Annotated in this window: 17 protein-coding genes; 9 read left to right on the top strand and 8 right to left on the bottom strand. The window is 71.6% G+C overall.

Annotation, left to right across the window (positions count from 1 at the left end):
• Positions 1–9: 9 nt before the first annotated feature.
• The 5 genes from AB5J73_RS17195 to AB5J73_RS17215 all read right to left on the bottom strand — a co-directional run bounded on the left by AB5J73_RS17195 (position 10) and on the right by AB5J73_RS17215 (position 5,664).
• Positions 10–864 (bottom strand): NAD(P)H-binding protein, encoded by an 855-nt coding sequence (locus tag AB5J73_RS17195; protein WP_370970688.1) that lies wholly within the window; start codon positions 862–864, stop codon positions 10–12.
• Positions 865–874: 10 nt separating this feature from the next.
• On the bottom strand, positions 875–2,122 hold the full coding sequence (locus tag AB5J73_RS17200) for an MFS transporter (RefSeq protein WP_370970689.1): 1,248 nt from the start codon (positions 2,120–2,122) through the stop codon (positions 875–877).
• Positions 2,123–2,394: 272 nt separating this feature from the next.
• A complete protein-coding gene (locus tag AB5J73_RS17205) occupies positions 2,395–2,919 on the bottom strand; it encodes a GtrA family protein (RefSeq protein WP_370970690.1) in 525 nt (174 codons plus the stop codon).
• A gap of 38 nt (positions 2,920–2,957) precedes the next feature.
• Positions 2,958–3,455, bottom strand: a complete 498-nt coding sequence (locus AB5J73_RS17210) for a GtrA family protein (RefSeq protein ID WP_370970691.1) — start codon at positions 3,453–3,455, stop codon at positions 2,958–2,960.
• Between the two features lie 10 nt (positions 3,456–3,465).
• Positions 3,466–5,664, bottom strand: a complete 2,199-nt coding sequence (locus tag AB5J73_RS17215; RefSeq protein WP_370970692.1) for a sigma-70 family RNA polymerase sigma factor — start codon at positions 5,662–5,664, stop codon at positions 3,466–3,468.
• Between the two features lie 269 nt (positions 5,665–5,933).
• Between AB5J73_RS17215 and AB5J73_RS17220 the strand changes: the two genes are divergently transcribed.
• The 5 genes from AB5J73_RS17220 (at position 5,934) to purE (ending at position 11,129) form a co-directional block, all read left to right on the top strand.
• Positions 5,934–6,782 carry a GGDEF domain-containing protein gene (locus AB5J73_RS17220; protein WP_370970693.1) on the top strand — a complete coding sequence of 283 codons (849 nt, stop codon included), beginning with the start codon at positions 5,934–5,936 and terminating at the stop codon, positions 6,780–6,782.
• A 71-nt stretch (positions 6,783–6,853) separates the two neighbouring features.
• Positions 6,854–8,197, top strand: coding sequence for a glycosyltransferase 87 family protein (locus AB5J73_RS17225; protein WP_370970694.1), 1,344 nt, complete (start codon positions 6,854–6,856; stop codon positions 8,195–8,197).
• Entirely contained in the window at positions 8,172–9,419 is a 1,248-nt protein-coding gene (locus tag AB5J73_RS17230; RefSeq protein ID WP_370970695.1) for a glycosyltransferase 87 family protein, read from the top strand. Before AB5J73_RS17225 ends, AB5J73_RS17230 begins: the two co-directional genes overlap by 26 nt.
• 13 nt (positions 9,420–9,432) lie before the next feature.
• Positions 9,433–10,617, top strand: coding sequence for a 5-(carboxyamino)imidazole ribonucleotide synthase (locus tag AB5J73_RS17235; RefSeq protein ID WP_370970696.1), 1,185 nt, complete (start codon positions 9,433–9,435; stop codon positions 10,615–10,617).
• A 14-nt stretch (positions 10,618–10,631) separates the two neighbouring features.
• Complete coding sequence (gene purE, locus AB5J73_RS17240; protein ID WP_086857853.1) at positions 10,632–11,129, top strand: 5-(carboxyamino)imidazole ribonucleotide mutase; 498 nt, start codon at positions 10,632–10,634, stop codon at positions 11,127–11,129.
• Between the two features lie 17 nt (positions 11,130–11,146).
• Here purE and AB5J73_RS17245 read toward each other — a convergent pair whose 3' ends face one another.
• Positions 11,147–12,823 (bottom strand): class I adenylate-forming enzyme family protein, encoded by a 1,677-nt coding sequence (locus AB5J73_RS17245; protein WP_370970697.1) that lies wholly within the window; start codon positions 12,821–12,823, stop codon positions 11,147–11,149.
• A 114-nt stretch (positions 12,824–12,937) separates the two neighbouring features.
• Between AB5J73_RS17245 and AB5J73_RS17250 the strand changes: the two genes are divergently transcribed.
• From AB5J73_RS17250 to AB5J73_RS17260, 3 genes are all read left to right on the top strand, one after another.
• Positions 12,938–14,095 carry an acyl-CoA dehydrogenase family protein gene (locus AB5J73_RS17250; protein ID WP_125307160.1) on the top strand — a complete coding sequence of 386 codons (1,158 nt, stop codon included), beginning with the start codon at positions 12,938–12,940 and terminating at the stop codon, positions 14,093–14,095.
• A 248-nt stretch (positions 14,096–14,343) separates the two neighbouring features.
• Complete coding sequence (locus AB5J73_RS17255) at positions 14,344–15,273, top strand: esterase/lipase family protein (protein ID WP_370970698.1); 930 nt, start codon at positions 14,344–14,346, stop codon at positions 15,271–15,273.
• 68 nt (positions 15,274–15,341) lie between these two features.
• A complete protein-coding gene (locus AB5J73_RS17260; RefSeq protein WP_370970699.1) occupies positions 15,342–15,767 on the top strand; it encodes a hypothetical protein in 426 nt (141 codons plus the stop codon).
• Here the strand turns inward: AB5J73_RS17260 and AB5J73_RS17265 are convergent.
• A complete protein-coding gene (locus AB5J73_RS17265) occupies positions 15,764–16,156 on the bottom strand; it encodes a hypothetical protein (protein ID WP_370970700.1) in 393 nt (130 codons plus the stop codon). The genes AB5J73_RS17260 and AB5J73_RS17265 overlap by 4 nt on opposite strands.
• A gap of 80 nt (positions 16,157–16,236) precedes the next feature.
• Here AB5J73_RS17265 and AB5J73_RS17270 point away from each other — a divergent pair, with 80 nt between their 5' ends.
• Complete coding sequence (locus tag AB5J73_RS17270) at positions 16,237–17,052, top strand: DUF1206 domain-containing protein (RefSeq protein ID WP_370970701.1); 816 nt, start codon at positions 16,237–16,239, stop codon at positions 17,050–17,052.
• Here AB5J73_RS17270 and AB5J73_RS17275 read toward each other — a convergent pair.
• The gene (locus AB5J73_RS17275) at positions 17,049–18,902 is read right to left on the bottom strand and encodes a GTP-binding protein (protein WP_370970702.1); all 1,854 of its coding nucleotides are present in this window, start codon (positions 18,900–18,902) and stop codon (positions 17,049–17,051) included. The two genes, AB5J73_RS17270 and AB5J73_RS17275, sit on opposite strands and share 4 nt — an antisense overlap.
• Positions 18,903–19,065 lie beyond the last annotated feature (163 nt).

Below are 19,065 nucleotides of genomic sequence, written 5' to 3' on the forward strand. Positions count from 1 at the left end.
TCCCCGCCGTCACCCCCTGTAAGGGTAGGGGAATGCGGCCGCGTTCTCACGTGCCCATTTCGCGAAGTTCAGCGGCGGCCTGCCGAGCACGCGTTCCACGGTGTCGAAAACGACGTGTTCGCGCTCGGCGGACTCCCGCTTGAGCGCGAAGAAACCGTCGACGGCTTCGGCGGGCCAGCCGTACTTGCGCATCATGCGCGCACGAGCGGCGCTTTGCGGTTCTTCGACGTATTCGATCGGGCGACCGAGAGCGTCGGAAAGGATCGCGACCTGCTCCGCGGTGGTGAGGGCTTCGCCGCCGGTGAGTTCGTAGGTCGCGCCTTCGTGGTCCGGCGTCGTGAGCGCGAGGGTCGCGACCGCGGCGATGTCCCGGACGTGGACCAGCGCGGACGCCGGGTCGCCTTCGGGTGCGTACACGGTGTTCTCTTCGCGGATCGAGTCGCACCAGGCGAACCGGTTGTCCATGAAGGCGCCGGGCCGCAGGATCGTCCAGGCCGGTCCGGCTTCCCGGATCGCCTGCTCGGCTTCGGCGTGGGTGCGCGTGATCGGGTCCGTCTGTCCGAAGTGGACACCGGTGGTGGACAGCTTGACCAGGTGCGTGGCCCCGGCCCGGGCGGCGGCCTGCGCGACCGCCGCTTCCCGGCCGGCGCTGTGCCCCTGCGTCAGCACGAAAACGCGGTCCGAGCCGTCGAGCAGCGCGGGCAGGTCGGCGGTGTCCAGGTCGCCCCGCACGACTTCGGCGCGCGGGTCGATCCGGGCCTTCGCCGGGTCGCGGGTCAGGGCGCGGACGGCGGCGCCGGCGTCGAGGAGGGCGGGGACGAGGGCGCGGCCGACCTTGCCGGTGGCGCCGAGGACGAAGATCATCGTGGTTCTCCTAGCGGTGGAGCGGGACGTGGGGGAGCGCGAACGCCGTGACGAGGGCGAGCGCGAGCACGGGCAGCAGGGCGAGGAAGACGCCGTGGGCGCCGGCGCTGTAGGCGAAGCCGAGCGCGACCGGTCCGAGGGCCGAGCCGAGCGCGCGGGCGAGGTTGATCGCGGCGGCGACCGCGCCGCGGTCGCCGGGTGGCGCGGTGTTCTGCGTGGCCAGGGCCGGCACCTGGAGGTTCAGGCCGGCCGCGAGGCCGAAGACGACCAGGCAGGCCACGACTTCCGGAAGGCCGTGCAGCGTCGTCAAGCCGAGGACCGCGAGCAAGCCGAGGGCCGTGCTGAGCCGCGGCGCCCACCGGTAGGCGCCGGTGCGGGCGATGATCTTGCTCGCGACGACGGAGGAAAGCGCCACGGCGAGGGTCATCGGCACGAGGAGGAGGCCGCCCTCCGCCGGACCGGCGTCGGCCTGCAGGTAGCCCGCGAAGTAGTTGACCGAGCCGAGGAACGCGAACCCGGCGAGCACGCTGAGCAGCACGGACACGGTGAAGGTGCGGTCACCGAAGAGCCGGAGCGGGAGCACGGGTGCGTCGGCTCGGCGTTCGACCAGCACGAACCCGACGGCCGCGACCGTCCCGGCGAGGACCGACCACGGCGTCAGCAGCGTGAACCCGGTGATCGCGACGCCGAGGAGGACGACACCGGCGAAGTCGAACGGCGAGTCCTTCCGCCGTCGCGGTAGCTCGAGGGTCGTGAGGCAAGCCGTGGCGACCAGGCCGAGCGGCAGGTTGACGAGGAAGATCGACCGCCAGCCGGCGAGCCCGGTCAGGAACCCGCCGGCGACCGGCCCGGCGAGGGAGGCGACGGCGAAGCAGATCGAGAACCACCCGAAGTACTTCGCGCCTTCGCGCGGCGAGAACATTTCGCCGAGCGAAGCGCCGACGGAGACGAACAGGCCGCCGGAGCCGGCCCCCTGCAGCACCCGGCCGGCGATGAGCCACGCGGCCGACGGCGCCAGCCCGCAGGCGAGCGAGCCGAGCAGGAAGAGGGCGAGCGCCCCCAGGAGCACGCGTTTGCGGCCGTGGACGTCACCGAGCTTCCCGTAGAGGGGAGCGGTGACGCTGCCGGCGAGCAGGTAGGCGGTGGTGACCCAGGCGTAAGCGCCGGTCCCGCCGAATTCGGCGGAAATCTCCGGGAGCGCGGTGGCGACGGCCTGTGCGTCGAGCATCGCGAGGAAAACGGACAGGAACAGGCCCACGAGAGCCGTTTTTAGGGCGCGCTGAGGCGCGATGGTGCTCAAGAAGAAGTCCTTGTTTCGTCAGAAGGGACGAGAGGTGCGGACGCGCGCGAAAACGCGTCCCGTCGAGCCGGGAAAAGGTTCCATCGTCACCCGCTGGGCGGGTGCGACCTCTTCGCGCTCGGAAACCACCTCGAATCGTCCCGCTCGCCCGGCCGAACCCGGACGGCGTCCTCACGAAGGAACACTGACGAAGATGACTGTAGACAACTACATGTCAGAAGACAAGTAGTTCAGCGGATCCTGGTGACGTCGCTGTCCCGCCGCCGCTCGCCCAGCTCGTCCGGGAACACCCACTTCTTGAAGCCCCAGAACCGGAAGAACATCGCGAGCAGCATGCCGATGATCGACCCGCTCGCGAAGTCCGCGACCTCCTGGACCAGCCGCGTCACGTGCGGGACCTCGAGGTCGAGCACGTACCTCGACACGTACAGCGGGATCAGGTTCACCACGACCGCGATCCCGCTGATCACGAAGAACAACGCCGCTTCGTGGTGGCGTTCGCGGCCGCCGCGGGTGCGGAAGGACCACTCGCGGTTGAGGATGTACGACACGATCGTCGCGACGATGATCGCGATCGCCTTCGCGGTGGTCGGTTTCGGCTCCAGCACCGTCAGCTTGAGGAGGTACCAGACCCCGTTGTCGACCAGGAACGTCGTGCCGCCCACGATCGCGAACTTCAGCAGCTCCCGGTGCTTGATCAGCACCGAACGCAGTGGTTCCGGCGTGCGCTTCAGCACGGTTTCCACAACGGTCACACCACGCAGTCTAGGAGCACACCGCGATGACCTGTGGTTCAGGCGGCTTTCCGGTCCTGAATGTCCGGATCCTCCGAGACCTCGGCGAACCGCGCCTCCTCGTCCGGGAACACCCACTTCTTGAACGCCCACCAGCGGAACACCGTCCCCAGCAGCGTCCCGATGACGATGCCGCTGACGAAGTCGGCCACCTCGACGCCGAACGGCGACAGCCGCGGCGCCTGCAGGTCCAGCACGTACCGCGAGAACCACTGCGGCAGCGCGTTCAGGCCCAGCGCGATGCCGCTGAACAGGAAGAACAACGCCGCTTCGTGCGCCCGCTCGCGGCCGCCGCGGGTGCGGAACGACCACTCGCGGTTGGCGACGTAGGAAAAGATCGTCGCGACCAGGACGCCGAGGATCAGCGCCGTCACCGGGTGGGTCCGCAGCACGGTGAACTTCAGGCCGTAGTCGACGGACATGGTGATCACGAAGCTGATCCCGCCGACGACGGCGAAGCGGAGGAGCTCGCGATGCTTTTTCAGCAGCTCGCGCACCGCGCGGACGCTACCCCGTCAGCCAGCCGAAACCCTTCTCGGGGGTGACGGTCGGCTGCTTGGGGCCCGGGTTCGTCCCCGGCCGCGGTGGCGCGCTGGTCGTGGTCGTCGACGCCGGGGGCTCGCTCGTCGGCTTGGTCTCGGTCGTCGTCGGCGGGGTCGACGACGGCTTGGACGGAGTCGGCTTCGACGGCTTGGTCGGGGTGGTCGACGACGACGGCGGCGTGGTCGTCGGCAGCGGGTCCTTGCCGCACCAGTGGTGCCAGCAGCCGAAGTCGACGGTCACCGGTTGCGCGGAAGCCTTGCCGAGCGTCGCGGTGATCGTCACGCGCCCGTCGTCGGGACGGCCCTTCAGCCGTACCCACAGGTTGACGTGCTGGCCGGGAGCCAGCGCGCTGTTCGTGGTGCAGGTCGCGCCGTCACCGGCGGGCGTGCAGGGGAAGCCGCGCAGGCTCCACCACTGCCAGAGCGGGTGGTCGAAGGTGACCGTGACCGGCTTGGTCGTCTCGCCGGTGTTGCGGACGCGCACGTAGACCAGCGGGTTGCGGGTCCACGGGAACGCCGAAAGCCCGTCGCCCTGCGCTTCCAGGACCACTGCGTCCGGTGGCTGCTTCACGGTGACGTTGACGCTGATCCGGACGTTCACCTGAACGCCCGCGGTGACCGACCCGGTGACCTCGCCGCCCTTGGCGTCGTCGTCGGCCTTGAGCCGGAAGTTCAGCGTGGCGCTCTGACCGGGCTCGAGGCCGCTGCCGGTCTTGCAGACGACCTTCACGTCGCCGCCGGGGCAGTTCACCGAGATCGGGGCGCCGCCCTGCGCGAACGCCATCGGCGCGCCGCCACCGGCCGCGTCGACCGCGTGCACGCCCTGCGGCAGCGTCAGCGCGACGGCCACCGGCTCCGACATGCCGCCGCCGTCGTTGCGGACCGTGATCGGCAGGTTCGTCGCGGCGCCCGGGCTCAGCTCGACGCCGTCCGGCGGGGTCGTCGCGGACATCGACGGCTTGGGCGGCGCGGGTGGGGCCGGGGGTGCCGGCGGCGCGGGTGCGGGCGGCTCGACGGGCGCCGGCGCGGGCTGGACGGCGGGCGCCTCGGGCGGGGCCGGGGGCTGCGGCGGGGCGGGGGGCGCCGGCGGCTGGGGCTTCGGTGCGGGCGGCTGGACGGGCTGGACGACCGGCGGCGGCACGGCAGCCGCGACCGGGACCTCCTGGGCCCCGCCGGCGGAGGTGAGCGCGATGACGACGGCCGCGACGACCGCCGTGCCCGAGGCGGCGACCCCGGCGAACTGGCGGGGTCCGGCCGCGGCGGCTCCCGCGGCCGCGCCGGCCTTGCCCCCGGCGGCCGCCCCCGCCGCGGCGGCCGCACCGGCGGCCGCCGCCGTGGCCGCGCTCGCCTTCGCGGCGCCGATGGTGGCGAGGTACCCGAGGGCCGCGCCGCCCAGGACGATCGGAGCGATGATCGCGCGCAACCCGCCGTTGACGTCGGCCAGCTCGGCCGCCAGCGCCCGGCAGTTCTCGCACTCGTCGAGGTGGTTCTCGACCTGGGAGCGTTCGCGCTTGGACAGCCCGTCGCGCGTCCAGGCACCCAGCCGGTCGGCGCAGGCGCGGCAGCGTTCCTCGGCGTTCTCCTGCAGGTGGACCTGCAGGTAGGCCTGCCGGAGGCCTTCGCGGGCGCGGTAGGCGAGCGCGGAGACGCCGTTCGCGGTCAGCCCGAGCAGGGGCGCGACTTCGGCCGGGCTCTGCTGCTCGATCTCGGTGTGCCAGAGCACCGCCTGCCAGCGTTCGGGCAGCCGCGCGAACGCCTTCGCGGCCATCGTCCGTTCGAGGCCGGCGACGGCGGTGTCGGAGAACGGCACGGTCAGCGCCTCGGCGGCGGCCCCGCCGACCTCGGTCATGTCCTCGTTGAGGTCGACCCGGCGTTCCTTGCGCGTGCGGTCGTACGCCGTGTGACGAAGTGCGGTCAGCAGGTACGCCCGGAAGGCGGTGTCCGGGCCCTTGCCGCCACGCAGCGTGTCCAGCACCTTGGCGAACGCTTCGGACACCAGGTCGTCCGCTTCGGAGCTCGAGCGGGCCAGCTGGCGGGCCAGGTTGTGGGCTGCACCGGTGTGCCGTTCGTAGAGCGCGCCGTACGAGGCGATCTTTCCCGAGCGGACCTCCGCGATCAGCTCGGCGTCACTCTTTCCGCTGAGATCGGCGGGAACGGTGGACACGGCACTCCTCGGTCGGCTAGGGCCAGGACCTGCCATTACAGGCCGGTCCGGGGCGCGAGACAAGTGTGACTGACCCACCCCGGGCCGTCACGCGGTGGTCGGGGTGTTGACTCCGACGGCGCAGCAAAATCACCCACCCCCGGGTCGCGGCGTGGAAAAGCTTCTTAACAAAACTCGCGAGTACGCGTCACGGGGTCCGGTGGGGCACGTCCTCACCGTGAAGCACCGATCAAGATCAACCCGCACCGGACGAAAGGGATGGGGGGCCAGTGGACGTTCCGGCTACGCGCTCCGGCCCCGGTGACGTCCCGCCCAAGGCCCAGTCCGAGCGCGATCGCTCCCTGCGTGCGTTGCGCGCCCGCTGGCGCACGGCCAGCCTGGCCGCGGGCTGGCGGTTCCCCAGCGACTGGGCCCTGCCCGAGGTCGACGCCGTCTGCGCGGCCGTGATGGCGAAGGGCCGGGTCGAAGCCGCCGAAACCGCGCTCGCCGGGCTGGCCAGGGCGCGGGCGGCGGCCGGCGCGGGGCTCGCGGAGACCCTCGCCGACCTCGCCGCGCTGCACGCCGTCCTCGACCACGGCAGCGACGGCTTCGTCTCGCCGGACGTCGACGCCACCCCGGCGCGGCTGCTCCGGACCACGGCGCTGGCCTGGGCCGACGTGGCCACCGACCAGCTCGTGCACACCGAGGTCACCGACCCGCTGACCGGCCTGCCCTCGGCCGCGTACCTGCGCACCCGGCTCTACGAGGTCTACCGGTCGGCCGCCGCGCGGGAGCGGACCGCCGCCGAGGAGCACGTGCTCCTGGTCGTCTCGCTCGACCTCAGCACCGTCGCCGGGTTCCCGCGGCTGACCGGGATGATCCTGGTCGCGGACGCGCTGCGGTCGGTGTTCGACAGCGGGCAGAGCGTCGCTTCGCTCGGGCCGTCCGTCGTCGCCGCGCTGGTCCCGAAGGACGACCGGGTCGGTTCGCACGGCGTCGCGCTGCGGCGGGCGCTGAACGAGCGCCTGTCGGTGGACGCGCAGCTGGCGGACGCGGGGAAGCCGCGGGTGTCCGCGGTGCGGCTGCCCGCCACCCACGAGCTCGCGTGCGACCTGCTGGCCCAGCTCGCGCGAGCGTAGAACGCCCGAAAAGTCCGCTTCCGCCCGGACCTCGCTGACCTGGACCGGGCCGGTCATGATTTCCTGGTGCGGTGACCAGGACCGTACCCACCGACGTCGACGGCGAAGTCGTGGCCAGATCGCAGCACCGGCTGGCCCTGCGGAAGTCCCTCGCCCGCCTGTCCGTCCGCCCGCGGTCGATCCTGATCCTGTCGGTGATCCCGCTGGTCGCGATCGGGTACGGCATCTACGGCTGGCAGCACGACTGGGTGCTCGGCGTGGACAGCGCGGTGTACCGGGCGGGCGCGCTGACGCTGCTGCACGGCGACTCCCTCTACGACGCGAACACGCTGCCGAACGAGCCGTGGTGGGCGCTGCTGCCGTTCACCTACCCACCGACGGCGGCGCTGATCTTCGTCCCGCTCGCGGCCTTCCCGACGCAGATCTCGTGGGGCCTGATCACCGCCGTCTCGCTGGGGGCGATGGCGCTGTCGATCCGGATCGCGATCGGCGCACTGCCCCGCCCGGCCGCCGACGGGCCGCGCTGGTGGGCCTCGCCCGCCCGCTCGACCATCGTGTTCTTCCTGGTCTTCCTCGGCCTCGAGCCGGTGTGGCGGACGATCTTCCTCGGCCAGATCAACCTGATCCTGATGGCCATGATCCTGCTCGACATGCTGGTCATCGGCGCCCGCGGGAGCCGCTGGGGCGGCGTGCTGGTCGGCGTCGCGGCGGCGATCAAGCTCACGCCGCTGGTATTCCTCGGGCACCTGTTCGTCACCGGCCGCCGGATGGACGCGATCCGCGGCTTCGCGACGTTCCTGCTGCTCCAGGGCCTGATGTTCCTGATCAACGCGCACGACGCGGCCAAGTACTGGACCGTCACGCTGCCGGACACCGGCCGGATCGGGCCGGTGCACTGGGCGGGCAACCAGTCGCTGAACGCGCTGATGAACCGGGCCACCGACCTCGCGCCGTGGGCGTCGAAGGCGGCGATGGGCATCGGCTTCCTGCTCGCCATCCCGGCGCTGTGGCTGCTCATGCGGTTCCACCGCAAGGGCCAGGCGCTGGCCGCGCTGCTCGTGACGGCGTTCTGGACGCTGCTGATCTCGCCGATCTCGTGGACCCACCACTGGGTGTGGGTCATCCCCCTGATCGTGCTGCTGGTCTCGCGGCTGCCGAAGACCACCCCGAAGACGGCGTGGAAGCGCTGGGTCGGGACGTTCCTCGCGGCATTCGTGTTCGTCAGCTGCGTGCTGCTGATCCTGCCGAACGGGCGCAACGTCGAACTGCACTGGACGGTCTGGCAGAACATCCTGGGGGACGCCTACATCCTGATGCCGGTGGTGCTGGCCGTGGCGCTCATCCTGCGCTGGGGCCTGCAGCGGCGGGCGCGGAAGAAGGCGGCCGCGCGTGTCGACGTCGAAGCCGGCGTCTGAGGCGCGCACCGGCCGGGTGCTCGCGGGGGTTCTCGCGCTCGCTGTGCTGGCGCTGGGGGTCGTCGGCTGGCTGGCCGGGTGGCACCTGGGCGCGGACAGCGCCGTGTACCGCGCGGGTGCGCTGACGCTGCTGCACGGCGACCCGCTCTACACGCGGGACGTGCTGACCGCGCTGCCCGACTGGGTGCGGCTGCCGTTCACCTACACCCCGGCCGCCGCGCCGCTGTTCCTGCCGCTCGCCCTCGTGCCGTCCGGCCTGGTCTGGGGCGTGATCGCTTTTTTGTCGGTGGTCGGTCTTATGGTCGTGATCACGGTGGTTTCGTCGTCGCCGGGGGGCCCGTCGCTTCTGGGAAGAAGCCGGTGGGCGCTGCCGGCGGGAACGGCCATCGCGCTGGCGCTGGAACCGGTGTGGAAGACCCTGTTCCTGGGCCAGATCAACTTGATACTGATGGCGTTCGTGGTGCTGGACGTCCTGGTGCTGTCGGCGCGCGGCAGTGCTGATGGGCCCTCGCCGGGAAAGCGTGCCTCGGGCCGCCGCTGGGCGGGCGTCCTGATCGGCGTGGCGGCGGCGATCAAGCTGACCCCGCTGATCTTCGTGCCGCACCTGTTCTTCACGGGCCGGTGGAAGGACGGGCTGCGGGCCCTGGGCACGTTCGTGGCGCTCGAAGCGGTGATGTTCGCGGTCATCCCGGTCGACGCGGCGCGGTTCTGGCGGGATTCGGCGACCGACCCGAGCCGGGTCGGGTCGGTGCACTGGATCTTCAACCAGTCGCTCAACGGGCTGGTGAACCGGGCCTCGGCGCTGGCTCCCTGGTCGCTGGCGGTGGCGGTCGGGGTGGCGGCGGTGCTGGCCGTTCCCGCGGTGTGGCTGGTCGTGCGGCTGCACCGGCGCGGCGAGGACGCGGCCGCGCTGCTCGTGACGGCGTTCTACGGGCTGCTGCTGTCGCCGGTGTCGTGGTCGCACCACTGGGTCTGGTGCGTGCCGTTGCTCACGCTGCTGGTGGTCAAGGCGCGGTGGTGGGCCGCGGCGGCGGTGGCGGCGCTGTTCCTCTCGCAGATCGTGATGCTGGTGCCCAACGGCGGCGACCGGGAATTCGGCTGGGGCCTCGGCTGGTCGCTCCTGGGCAACGTCTACGTCCTCGCGGCGGCGGCCGGGATCCTCGGGCTGGCGGTGCGTGAGCTTCGCCTGGTCCGGCGGTCGACCCGCCTCGTGACCGTTTAGGCTGATCGGCGCTATGGACAAACACACCGGTCTGCCCGTCGTGGGCATGGTGGGCGGCGGCCAGCTGGCCCGGATGACCCATCAGGCGGCGATCTCCCTCGGCCAGTCCCTGCGCGTGCTCGCGGCGGGGGAGAACGAAGCCGCGGGTCTCGTCGCGGGCGACGTCACCCTGGGGCACCACACCGACCTCGACGCGCTGCGGAAGTTCGCGGCCTCGGTGGACGTGCTCACGTTCGACCACGAGCACGTGCCGGGCGAGCACCTGCTGACGCTGGCGATGGAGGGCTACGTCATCCGGCCGGCGCCGTCGGCGCTGGGCTTCGCGCAGAACAAGCTGGTGATGCGCGAGATGATGGCGGGCCTCGGCGTGCCGGGCCCGGCCTTCGCCGAGGTGTCCACTGTGGACGACGTGGTGGCGTTCGGCGGCGAGCACGGCTGGCCGGTCGTGCTCAAGGCGTCCAGCGGCGGTTACGACGGCCGCGGCGTCTGGATGCTGGACACCGCGCAGCACGCCCGCGAGACGGTGCCGGAGCTGCTCGAAGCGGGCACGGCGCTGCTGGTCGAGGAGAAGGTGGCGATGCGGCGGGAGCTGTCCGCGCTCGTCGCCCGCTCGCCCTTCGGCCAGGGCGCGGCGTACCCGGTGGTCGAGACCGTCCAGGAGGGCGGCATCAACACCGAGGTGCTGGCGCCGGCGCCGGGGCTGTCCGAATCGCGGGTGCACGAGGCGCAGGACCTGGCGCTGCGGGTGGCGTCGACGCTGGACGTCACGGGCCTGCTGGCGGTCGAGCTGTTCGAGACGGACACCGGGCTGCTGGTGAACGAGCTCGCGATGCGCCCGCACAACTCCGGCCACTGGACCATGGACGGTTCGCGCACGTCGCAGTTCGAGCAGCACCTGCGCGCGGTCCTCGACTACCCGCTGGGCCGCACCGACCTGGTCGCGCCGGCGTGCGTGATGGCGAACGTGCTGGGTGCCGCGGAGCTGCCCGAAATGGGGCCGGACGAGCGGCTGCACCACCTGTTCGCCCGGTACCCGGAGGTCCGGGTGCACCTGTACGGCAAGCAGGAGCGCCCGGGGCGCAAGCTCGGGCACGTCAACTTCACCGGCGAGCGCATGGACGACCTGCGCAACCGCGCGCTGCTGTCGGCGCACTGGCTGTCCCACGCCGTCTGGCTCGACGGCTACGAGATCCACTGACGGGAGTGACGGGTATGGCGCCGCAGGTGGGCGTGATCATGGGCAGCGACTCGGACTGGCCGACCCTGGAGGCGGCCGGTGCGGCGCTGGACGAGTTCGGCGTCGAGTACGAGGTCGGCGTCTACTCGGCGCACCGGACCCCCCAGCGCATGCTGGACTACGCGACCTCGGCGGTGGCCCGCGGCATCCGGGTGATCATCGCGGGCGCGGGCGGCGCGGCCCACCTCCCGGGCATGGTCGCCTCGGCCACGGTCCTCCCGGTGATCGGCGTCCCGGTCCCGCTGAAGTACCTGGACGGGATGGACTCCCTCCTGTCGATCGTCCAGATGCCGGCCGGCGTCCCGGTGGCGACGGTCTCCGTGGGCGGCGCCCGCAACGCCGGGCTCCTGGCCGTCCGCATCCTGGCGGCGTCCGACGAAGGCCTGCGCTCGAAGATGGCGAAGTTCCAGCAGGACCTGGAGAAGCTGGTCCTGGACAAGGACGCGGCGCTGCGCGCGAAGACCGGCCACTAGCTCGGGCCGGCCCACCGTCAGCCGTCCAGCTTGCCGATCAGCTGCTGCCGCAGTTCGCGCTTGAGCACCTTCCCGGCCGCGGACACCGGGATCTGCTCGACGACGTGCACCTCCCGCAACCGCTTGTAGGGCAGCACCTTCTCGTTGACCGCGGCCATCAGCTCGTCCGCGTCCAGCGGCCCGCGCGGCACCACGAACGCGACCGGCAGCTCGCCGACCTCGACGTCCGGGCGGCCGACGACCGCGGCCGCCGCGACGCCGGGCATCGTCACCAGGAGCTCCTCCAGCTCGCGCGGGAAGACGTTGTAGCCCTTGTACAACAGCATGTCCTTCTTGCGGTCCACGATGGACAGATAGCCGTCGGTGTCGAGGATGCCGATGTCGCCGGTGTGGAGCCAGCCGTCGACGAGGGCGTCCGCCGTTTCCTCCGGACGGTTGCGGTAGCCCTGCATGATCTGGGGGCCGCGGAGGCAGACCTCGCCCTTCTCGCCCGCCGGGAGGGGGTCTTCGCCGCCCTCGGCCGGGACGATCTTGACCTCCGTGTCGAAGATCGGGACGCCCACCGAGCCGACCTTGCGGGTGCCCGAGCGGTACGTCGGTGAGATCACCGCGCCCATCGTCGCCTCGGTGAGGCCGTAGCCCTCGCTGACCACGACGCCGGGGAAGCGCTCGCGCAGCGCGTTGATCATCGCGTGGTTCATCGGCGCCGCGCCCGAACCGATCGAGCGGACCGACGACAGGTCGGCGGTGTGGAACGACGGCGTCGCGAGCAGCGCGGCGAACAGCGCCGGGGCGCCGCCGATGCCCGTGATGCGCAGGCGTTCGGCGTCGGCGACGTAGGCCGGTGGGTCGAAGCGCGAGTGCAGGACGATCGTCGTGCCCGCGAGGACCGCCGCGTTCAGGCCGCCGATGATGCCCATCGCGTGGAACCACGGCGTCAGGTTGATCGCGACGCCGGTGCCCAGGCGCGTGGCCCACTCGTCCTCGCTGCCGATCTGGTCGAGGGTGATGTCGCCGTGCGCGTCCAGCGCCGGCACCGAGCCCGAGCCCCAGCAGGCGTGCTGGAGGGTGTTGACCACGACGTTGCGGTGCGTGAGCCGAACGCCCTTCGACCGGCCCGTGGTGCCGCCCGTGTAGGCGAGGTGCGCGAGGTCTTCGCGGACGTCGGTGTCCACCTCGGGCCGCGTCTCCGGCCGGCCGTCCTGGAAGGCCTCGAACTCGACGGCGCCCTCGGCCAGGTCGCCGGCGGGGGCGACGACGACGGTGAGCCGGGCCGGGATCCGGTCGGCCACGGCGGCCAGCGCGCCCGCGACCGGGCCGAACGTCACCACGGCCGCGGCCTCGCAGTCGGCGAGCTGGAAGGCGAGGTCGGCCGGCGGGAGCAGCGGGTTCGCCGGGCTGAAGGTGGCCCCGGCCAGCAGCGTGCCGTAGTAGGCGACCGGGAAGGCGAGGCAGTTCGGCAGGTGCAGCGCCACGACGTCGCCGCGGCCGATGCCGTGGGCCCGGAGCGCGTGCGCGAACCGGCACGCGGCGTGCCACGTCTCGGTGAAGGTGAGGCTGCGGCCGTCGTGTTCGAAGGCGATCCGGTCGCCCCAGCGGGTGGCGCCCGCGGCGAGGATCGAACCGACGGGGACTTCGGGGTAGTCGAGGGAGGCGGGCAAACCGGGCGGCGTCGTCGGCGCGGTGAGCGGCATCACTCGACCATACGAATTCTGCGGTCAACGACACAAGGACGAGGGCGCCACCGCCAGTGAACGAGCGCTAACATCGACAGAACTCTTCCGACGTTGCAGAGAAGGTGACCCGAAGTGACCGACGGCCTGTACCAGCTTGCCGAGGAGCACGAGGAGCTGCGGGCCGCGGTCCGGGCTCTGGCCGAGAAGGAGATCGCGCCCTACGCGGCCGAGGTCGACGAGAACGAGCGCTACCCGATCGAGGCGTACAACGCGCTGGTCAAGTCGGGCTTCAACGCCGTCCACATCGGCGAGGAGTACGACGGCCAGGGCGCGGACGCCGTCGGCGCCTGCATCGTGATCGAAGAGGTCGCGCGGGTCGACGCGTCGGCGTCGCTGATCCCGGCGGTGAACAAGCTCGGCACGCAGCCGATCATCCTGTCCGGCTCGGAGAGCGTGAAGAAGCTGGTGCTGCCCTCGATCGCGTCGGGCGAGGCTTCGGCGTCGTACGCGCTCTCGGAGCGCGAAGCGGGCTCGGACACCGCGTCGATGCGCACGCGCGCCCGCCTCGACGGCGACCACTGGGTGCTCAACGGCACCAAGTGCTGGATCACCAACGCGGGCGAGTCGTCCTGGTACACGGTGATGGCCGTGACCGACCCGGACGCGGAGAAGAAGGCCAACGGCATCTCGGCGTTCGTCGTGCACAAGGACGATCCGGGCTTCTCGGTGGGCCCGAAGGAGAAGAAGCTCGGCATCAAGGGCTCGCCGACGCGCGAGATCTACTTCGAGAACTGCACGATCCCCGAGGACCGCATCATCGGCGAGCCGGGCACGGGCCTGAAGACGGCGCTGCGCACCCTCGACCACACCCGCCCGACGATCGGCGCCCAGGCACTGGGCATCGCCCAGGGCGCCCTCGACGCGGCCGTGGCGTACGTGAAGGACCGCCGCCAGTTCGGCAAGGCGATCGCGGAGTTCCAGGGTGTCCAGTTCATGCTGGCCGACATGGGCACCAAGATCGAAGCGGCCCGCCACCTGGTCTACGCCTCAGCGGCGGCAAGCGAGCGCGGCGACAAGCGCGCGGGCTTCATGGCCTCGGCGGCGAAGGCCTACGCGTCGGACATCGCGATGGAGGTCACGACGGACGCGGTCCAGCTCTTCGGCGGCGCCGGCTACACCCGCGACTTCCCGGTGGAGCGCATGATGCGCGACGCGAAGATCACGCAGATCTACGAAGGCACCAACCAGATCCAGAAGGTCGTCATGGCTCGCGCCCTGCTCAAGGGCTGACCCACGCACGAACGACGCCCCCGGAACCCGCGCGGTGCCGGGGGCGTCGTCGTGTCCGGGCCCGGCCGGCGGGGACGGGCCCGCGCTTTTGTCACGGCCATGAGTGCCGGCCACGCTCAATCGTGTCGCTCTTACCAGGTCAAACGCCGAAAGAAAATCACTCACCAAGGGGAGTGTCCGGACAAGTTACTCGCGCGTTAACTCATCGGTGACGCGGATCACCATCGGTTCACAGAGAGGTGAAACGGATGGGCGCAACGACGCGCAGGTGGCTCACGGCGGCCGTCGCCACGGTGGCGGCGCTGACACTGGGGGCCGGGACCGGCCAAGCGGCCGAACGGGAGCCCACCGGGCCCGTGCAGCCGAACATCCTCACGGCCGCGCTCTACTCGCTGGGGGCGCCCACCATCGCGCCGCCCGGGGCGAACGACTGGAACTGCAAGCCGTCCGCGCAGCACCCCAATCCTGTGCTGCTCTCCAACGGGACCACCGCCAACGCCTACGAAAACTGGGCCAACCTCTCGCAGAAGCTCGCCAACGCCGGCTACTGCGTCTTCGCCGGGAACTTCGGTGGGGCGCCCGGGTCCTTCCTGCAGACCGTCGGGCCCGTCGCCGACACCACGAAAGCGCTTGCCGCGTTCGGGGACAAGGTCCTCAGCGCCACCGGGGCCCGGAAGCTCGACGTCGTCGGGCACTCGCAGGGCGGGATGAACGTCCGGTACTGGATCAAGTACCTCGGCGGCGCGAGCAAGATCAGCCGGCTCGTCGGGCTTTCGCCGTCCAACCACGGGACCGATCTCTTCGGGCTGCTCAGCACCCTCGAGCGGATCCCCGGGGTCCCCGCTGCGCTCGGGACCGTCTGTCAGGCGTGCAACGAACAGGCCGTCGGGTCGGACTTCCTCACCGACCTGAACGCCGGGGGCGAGACCGTCGACGGCATCCAGTACACCGTCATCCAGACCCGCTACGACGACGTCGTCACGCCGTACACCAGCGCGTTCCTGCCGGCCAAGCCGAACGTCAAGAACATCCTGCTGCAGAACGTTTGCGGGCTCGACTTCACCGACCACCTCGGCATCACCTACGACCCCGTCGCCCAGGGGCTGGTGCTCAACGCGCTCGACCCCGCGCACGCCAAGACGCCGCCCTGCGTGCCGGTGCCGCCCGTGATCAGCTGAGTTTCGCCACATGAGACATAACCCACCGCCGGGGCGGATTTCCGCTCCGGCGGTGTCACCCTCGAAGCATGTACTGGCCGGTTCCGGCGTCCTGGACGCCCCACGACGAAGCCGAGCTGGTCGCCGGCTGGCGGCTGTGGCTCGAGCTGTCCGATCGCGCCTGGCCGACGGCCGCCTGGGACGGGACGCCGGCCGGGGCCGTCCGGCAGCTGCGGGAACTGCTCGCCGCGTGCGACGAGATCGAAACCGCTTACCGCGCGGACGCCGATGAGCCGTCGGACGGCTTCCTCCGGCTGACGCAGGGGCTCGCCGTCACCGCCGGTTCGGTGATCTCGCTCTGGTTCGACGACGTCGACCAGCTCGACGGGGACCGCGCCGCCCTGCTGCACGACGACCTCGCGCGGTTCGCCGAACAGGCCGAGCAGGTGCTGACGCTGCTCGCCGTCAACGGCGGCTGGACCGGTCTCGACGAAGTGCGCCGCCGCCCCGCTTAGGCGAGCGTCGGGTCGGTGCCGCCGCCGGGGACGAAGAGGAACTCCGTGCCGCCGAGCATTTCGTCGATCGGCCGGTCCAGCTCCAGCCGCGGCTCGCCGGTCAGCGAGCAGCGCAGCGTCAGCCGCGTTTCGACGTGCTCGCGGCGCTCGACGCGGTGGCGCGTCCGCTCGCCGTCCAGCGACCAGGTGCCGTCCAGGACCATGCCGAGCCGGATCGCGAGCCGGTCCGCGGCGCCGTCCCACGTGAAGCGGTGGACAACGAACTCCGTGCTCCAGCTCGACCAGTACTGCCAGCCCGTTCCGTCGGCGCGGAAGCCGAGCTCGGTGTACTCGGTCGAGCCCGGGTGCACCTCCGACTCCGACCAGTAGCCGATCAGTCGCGCGTCCATACCGCGATCGTCCCATCGCCGCGCCGGATTGGGCCGCTCAGCCCAGCGGATTCCGCGCCGATCTGGGTACCCCAGCAAGCATGAACCGGACAGAGGCCACGGCCGCAAGAGGCGAGAAGAGCGACACCGCGCAACTGCTCGGCCGGGCGGGCATGGCCTGCTACGGCCTGGTCCACCTGGTCCTCGCCTACCTCGCCCTGCAGGTCGCCTTCGGGGACAGCGAGCAGGCCGACCAGAAGGGCGCGCTGCAGGAGATCGGCTCGACGGCGTTCGGGCAGGTCCTGCTCTGGGTGCTCGCCATCGGGCTGGTGGCCTTCGGGCTCTGGCAGTTCCTGATGGCCGCCACCGGCTACACCTGGGTCAGCGGCGGCAAGCGGACGCGCAAGCGGATCGGTGCCGCGGCCCGCGGGGTCGTCGTGGTCGTGCTGGGCTTCTCCGCGTTCCGGATCGCCATCGGCAGCGGCAGCGGGGGCTCGAGCAACCAGACCCAGCAGGAGTTCACGGCCAAGCTGCTGCAGCTGCCGTTCGGGCCCGCGCTGGTGGTCATCGCCGCCGCGGCCGTGCTCGGGGTGGCGATCGCGGCCGGGGTCAAGGGCGTGAAGAAGAAGTTCCTCGAGGACCTCGACATGAGCGACCTGCCCGGCAAGACCAAGCGCTGGGTCAGCTGGCTCGGCACCACGGGCTACCTCGCCAAGGGCGTCGTGTTCGCGATCGTCGCCATCCTCCTCGCCATCGCCGGCTTCAACGCCGACCCGAACCAGGCCGGCGGGCTGGACGCCGCCCTCAAGACGCTCGCCGCCCAGCCCTTCGGCCCTGTGCTGTTGACCGTCGTGGCGCTCGGCCTCGCCGCGTTCGGCGCGTACTGCTTCGGCGCGGCCTGGGCCCACAAGCGCTAACGCCGGGCGACCTGCGCCAGGTATTCTTTGCGGTCCAACGGGTTGTCGCCGGTCCGGGGGCGGACCGGCGGCGGCCCCGGACACGGCCGGTACTCGCAGAACTCGCTGAGGAAGACGCCCTCGCCCTGCCCGAGCGCCGGCAGCGCCTGCTCGAACTCGTGGACGTGCTCCGCGGGGATGGTGCCGCGGAGCGTGCAGGAACCGCCCCCGGCGACGGGTTCGCCGGGGACCGCGCGCAGCTCGGCCAGCTTGGCCAGCACCGCGCTGACGGCGGGTACCGGGACCTCCAGTTCGAAGCGGTGCACCGGTTCGTGCACCCGCGTGCCGGCTTCCTTCAACGCCGCCATGAGCACCAGCGGCGTCATCTTGCGGAAGTCGCCCGCGGCGCTGAGCGGGCTGAAGAACGCCGTGTGCGTCAGCGTCACGGCGATGTCCCGCACCTCCCAGCCGTACAGCCCCTGTTCGAGCGTGCTGTGGACGGTCTCCTCGATCGCCTTGTGGAACGCCAGGGGCAGCGAACCCAGCTGCACCGACAGGCCGAACGCGACCCCGGGCCCGGGCTCCACCCGCAGTCCGACCGTGGCGAAGAAGTACAGCCGCTGCTCCGGGTCCAGCTCCTCGAGGGCCTCGCCGCGGGCGACCGGTTTCTCGACGTACAGCGTGCGCGTCCGCTCGAAGGTGACGTCGATGCCGGCGCCGTCGGCCAGCATCGAGCGCAGCACCTCCTTCTGCACTTCGCCGTAGAGCCGCACCGAAACGTCGTGGCCGTCCCGGCGGACGTCGATCAGCGGGTCCTCTTCGGACAGTCTGGTCAGCGCGGTGAACAGCGCCGCGGCCTGCCCAGGCCGGACCGGCCGCACGACGGTTTCCAGGCTCGGCGGCGCGAACCCGCCGTCGCGAGCGGCGCCGGGTGAACCGAGCCGGTCGCCGATCCGGACTTCGCGCAACCCGCGCACCCGGGCGACGTCTCCCGCGAGCGCGACGTCGTCGCCGGCGACTTCGACCGCGGTGACCCGGCCGGTGAGCTCGGTTTCGCCGCGGTAGAAGGGGATCCGCTGCCGTGGCGCCAGGGAGCCGGAGTGCAGGCGGGCGTACGCGATCTTCTCCCCGGCGCGGCCGCGGTCGATCTTGAACACCGTCGCGGCCAGCGGCCCGTCGCCGGTGCGCTCGGTCGCCGGGAGCAGTTCGGCCATCGCCGTCACCAGGTCCGCGACGCCGGCGCCGGTGATCGCCGAACCGGTCAGCACCGGGTGCAGCGTGCCGCGGCCGACCTGCCGGGCCAGCTCGGCCCGGCGGGCCCCGGCGTCGACCTGGTTGTCCACATAGGACTCCAGGAACGTGTCGTCCCCGTCGGCCAGCAGCTCGGCCAGCTCGTCGGGTGGGGTCGCGTGCAGCGCGAACGCCCGCGGCGCCAGCTTCGCGCGGATGTCGCCGAGCTGGTCGCGGGCGCCGCGCCGGTCGATCTTGTTGACGAAGACGAGGGTCGGGATGGCGAGGCGGCGCAGGGTGCGCATGAGCACGCGGGTCTGCGCCTGGACGCCCTCGACGGCGGACACCACGAGGACGGCGCCGTCGAGCACGCGCAGGGCGCGTTCGACCTCGGCGATGAAGTCCGGGTGACCGGGGGTGTCGATCAGGGTGATCCGGGTGCCGCCGGTCACGAAGGACGCCACCGCGGAACGGATGGTGATGCCGCGACGGCGTTCGAGCTCGAGTGAGTCGGTCTGGGTGTCGCCCCGGTCGACGCTGCCGAGGTGGCCGAGGACGCCCGCTTCGAAGAGCAGGCGCTCGGTCAGGCTGGTCTTACCGGCGTCGACGTGCGCGAGAATGCCGATGTTCAGGGTTTTCACGGTCGTGAGGAGTCCTTTGTGATGCGGGTGACAGGCCGGGTCGGACGGTCTGTCGGCGCATCGGGGTCTCCTCACGGTCGTCGGCGCAGGTCAGGGCGAAGATAACGCTCGGTCCCGCCGTCGCCAACCGCTTTTCCGGTCCCTGTCGGTTCCCTGTCGATCA

The sequence above is a fragment of the Amycolatopsis sp. cg9 genome, assembly GCF_041346945.1.
Lineage (GTDB): Bacteria > Actinomycetota > Actinomycetes > Mycobacteriales > Pseudonocardiaceae > Amycolatopsis.

Coding starts and splice junctions, on each gene's coding strand:
- AB5J73_RS17195 (WP_370970688.1), bottom strand. CDS start 864: ATGATCTTCGTCCTCGGCGCCACCGGCAAGGTCGGCCGCGCCCTCGTC.
- AB5J73_RS17235 (WP_370970696.1), top strand. CDS start 9,433: ATGGACAAACACACCGGTCTGCCCGTCGTGGGCATGGTGGGCGGCGGC.
- purE (WP_086857853.1), top strand. CDS start 10,632: ATGGCGCCGCAGGTGGGCGTGATCATGGGCAGCGACTCGGACTGGCCG.
- AB5J73_RS17245 (WP_370970697.1), bottom strand. CDS start 12,823: ATGCCGCTCACCGCGCCGACGACGCCGCCCGGTTTGCCCGCCTCCCTC.
- AB5J73_RS17255 (WP_370970698.1), top strand. CDS start 14,344: ATGGGCGCAACGACGCGCAGGTGGCTCACGGCGGCCGTCGCCACGGTG.
- AB5J73_RS17260 (WP_370970699.1), top strand. CDS start 15,342: ATGTACTGGCCGGTTCCGGCGTCCTGGACGCCCCACGACGAAGCCGAG.
- AB5J73_RS17265 (WP_370970700.1), bottom strand. CDS start 16,156: ATGGACGCGCGACTGATCGGCTACTGGTCGGAGTCGGAGGTGCACCCG.
- AB5J73_RS17270 (WP_370970701.1), top strand. CDS start 16,237: ATGAACCGGACAGAGGCCACGGCCGCAAGAGGCGAGAAGAGCGACACC.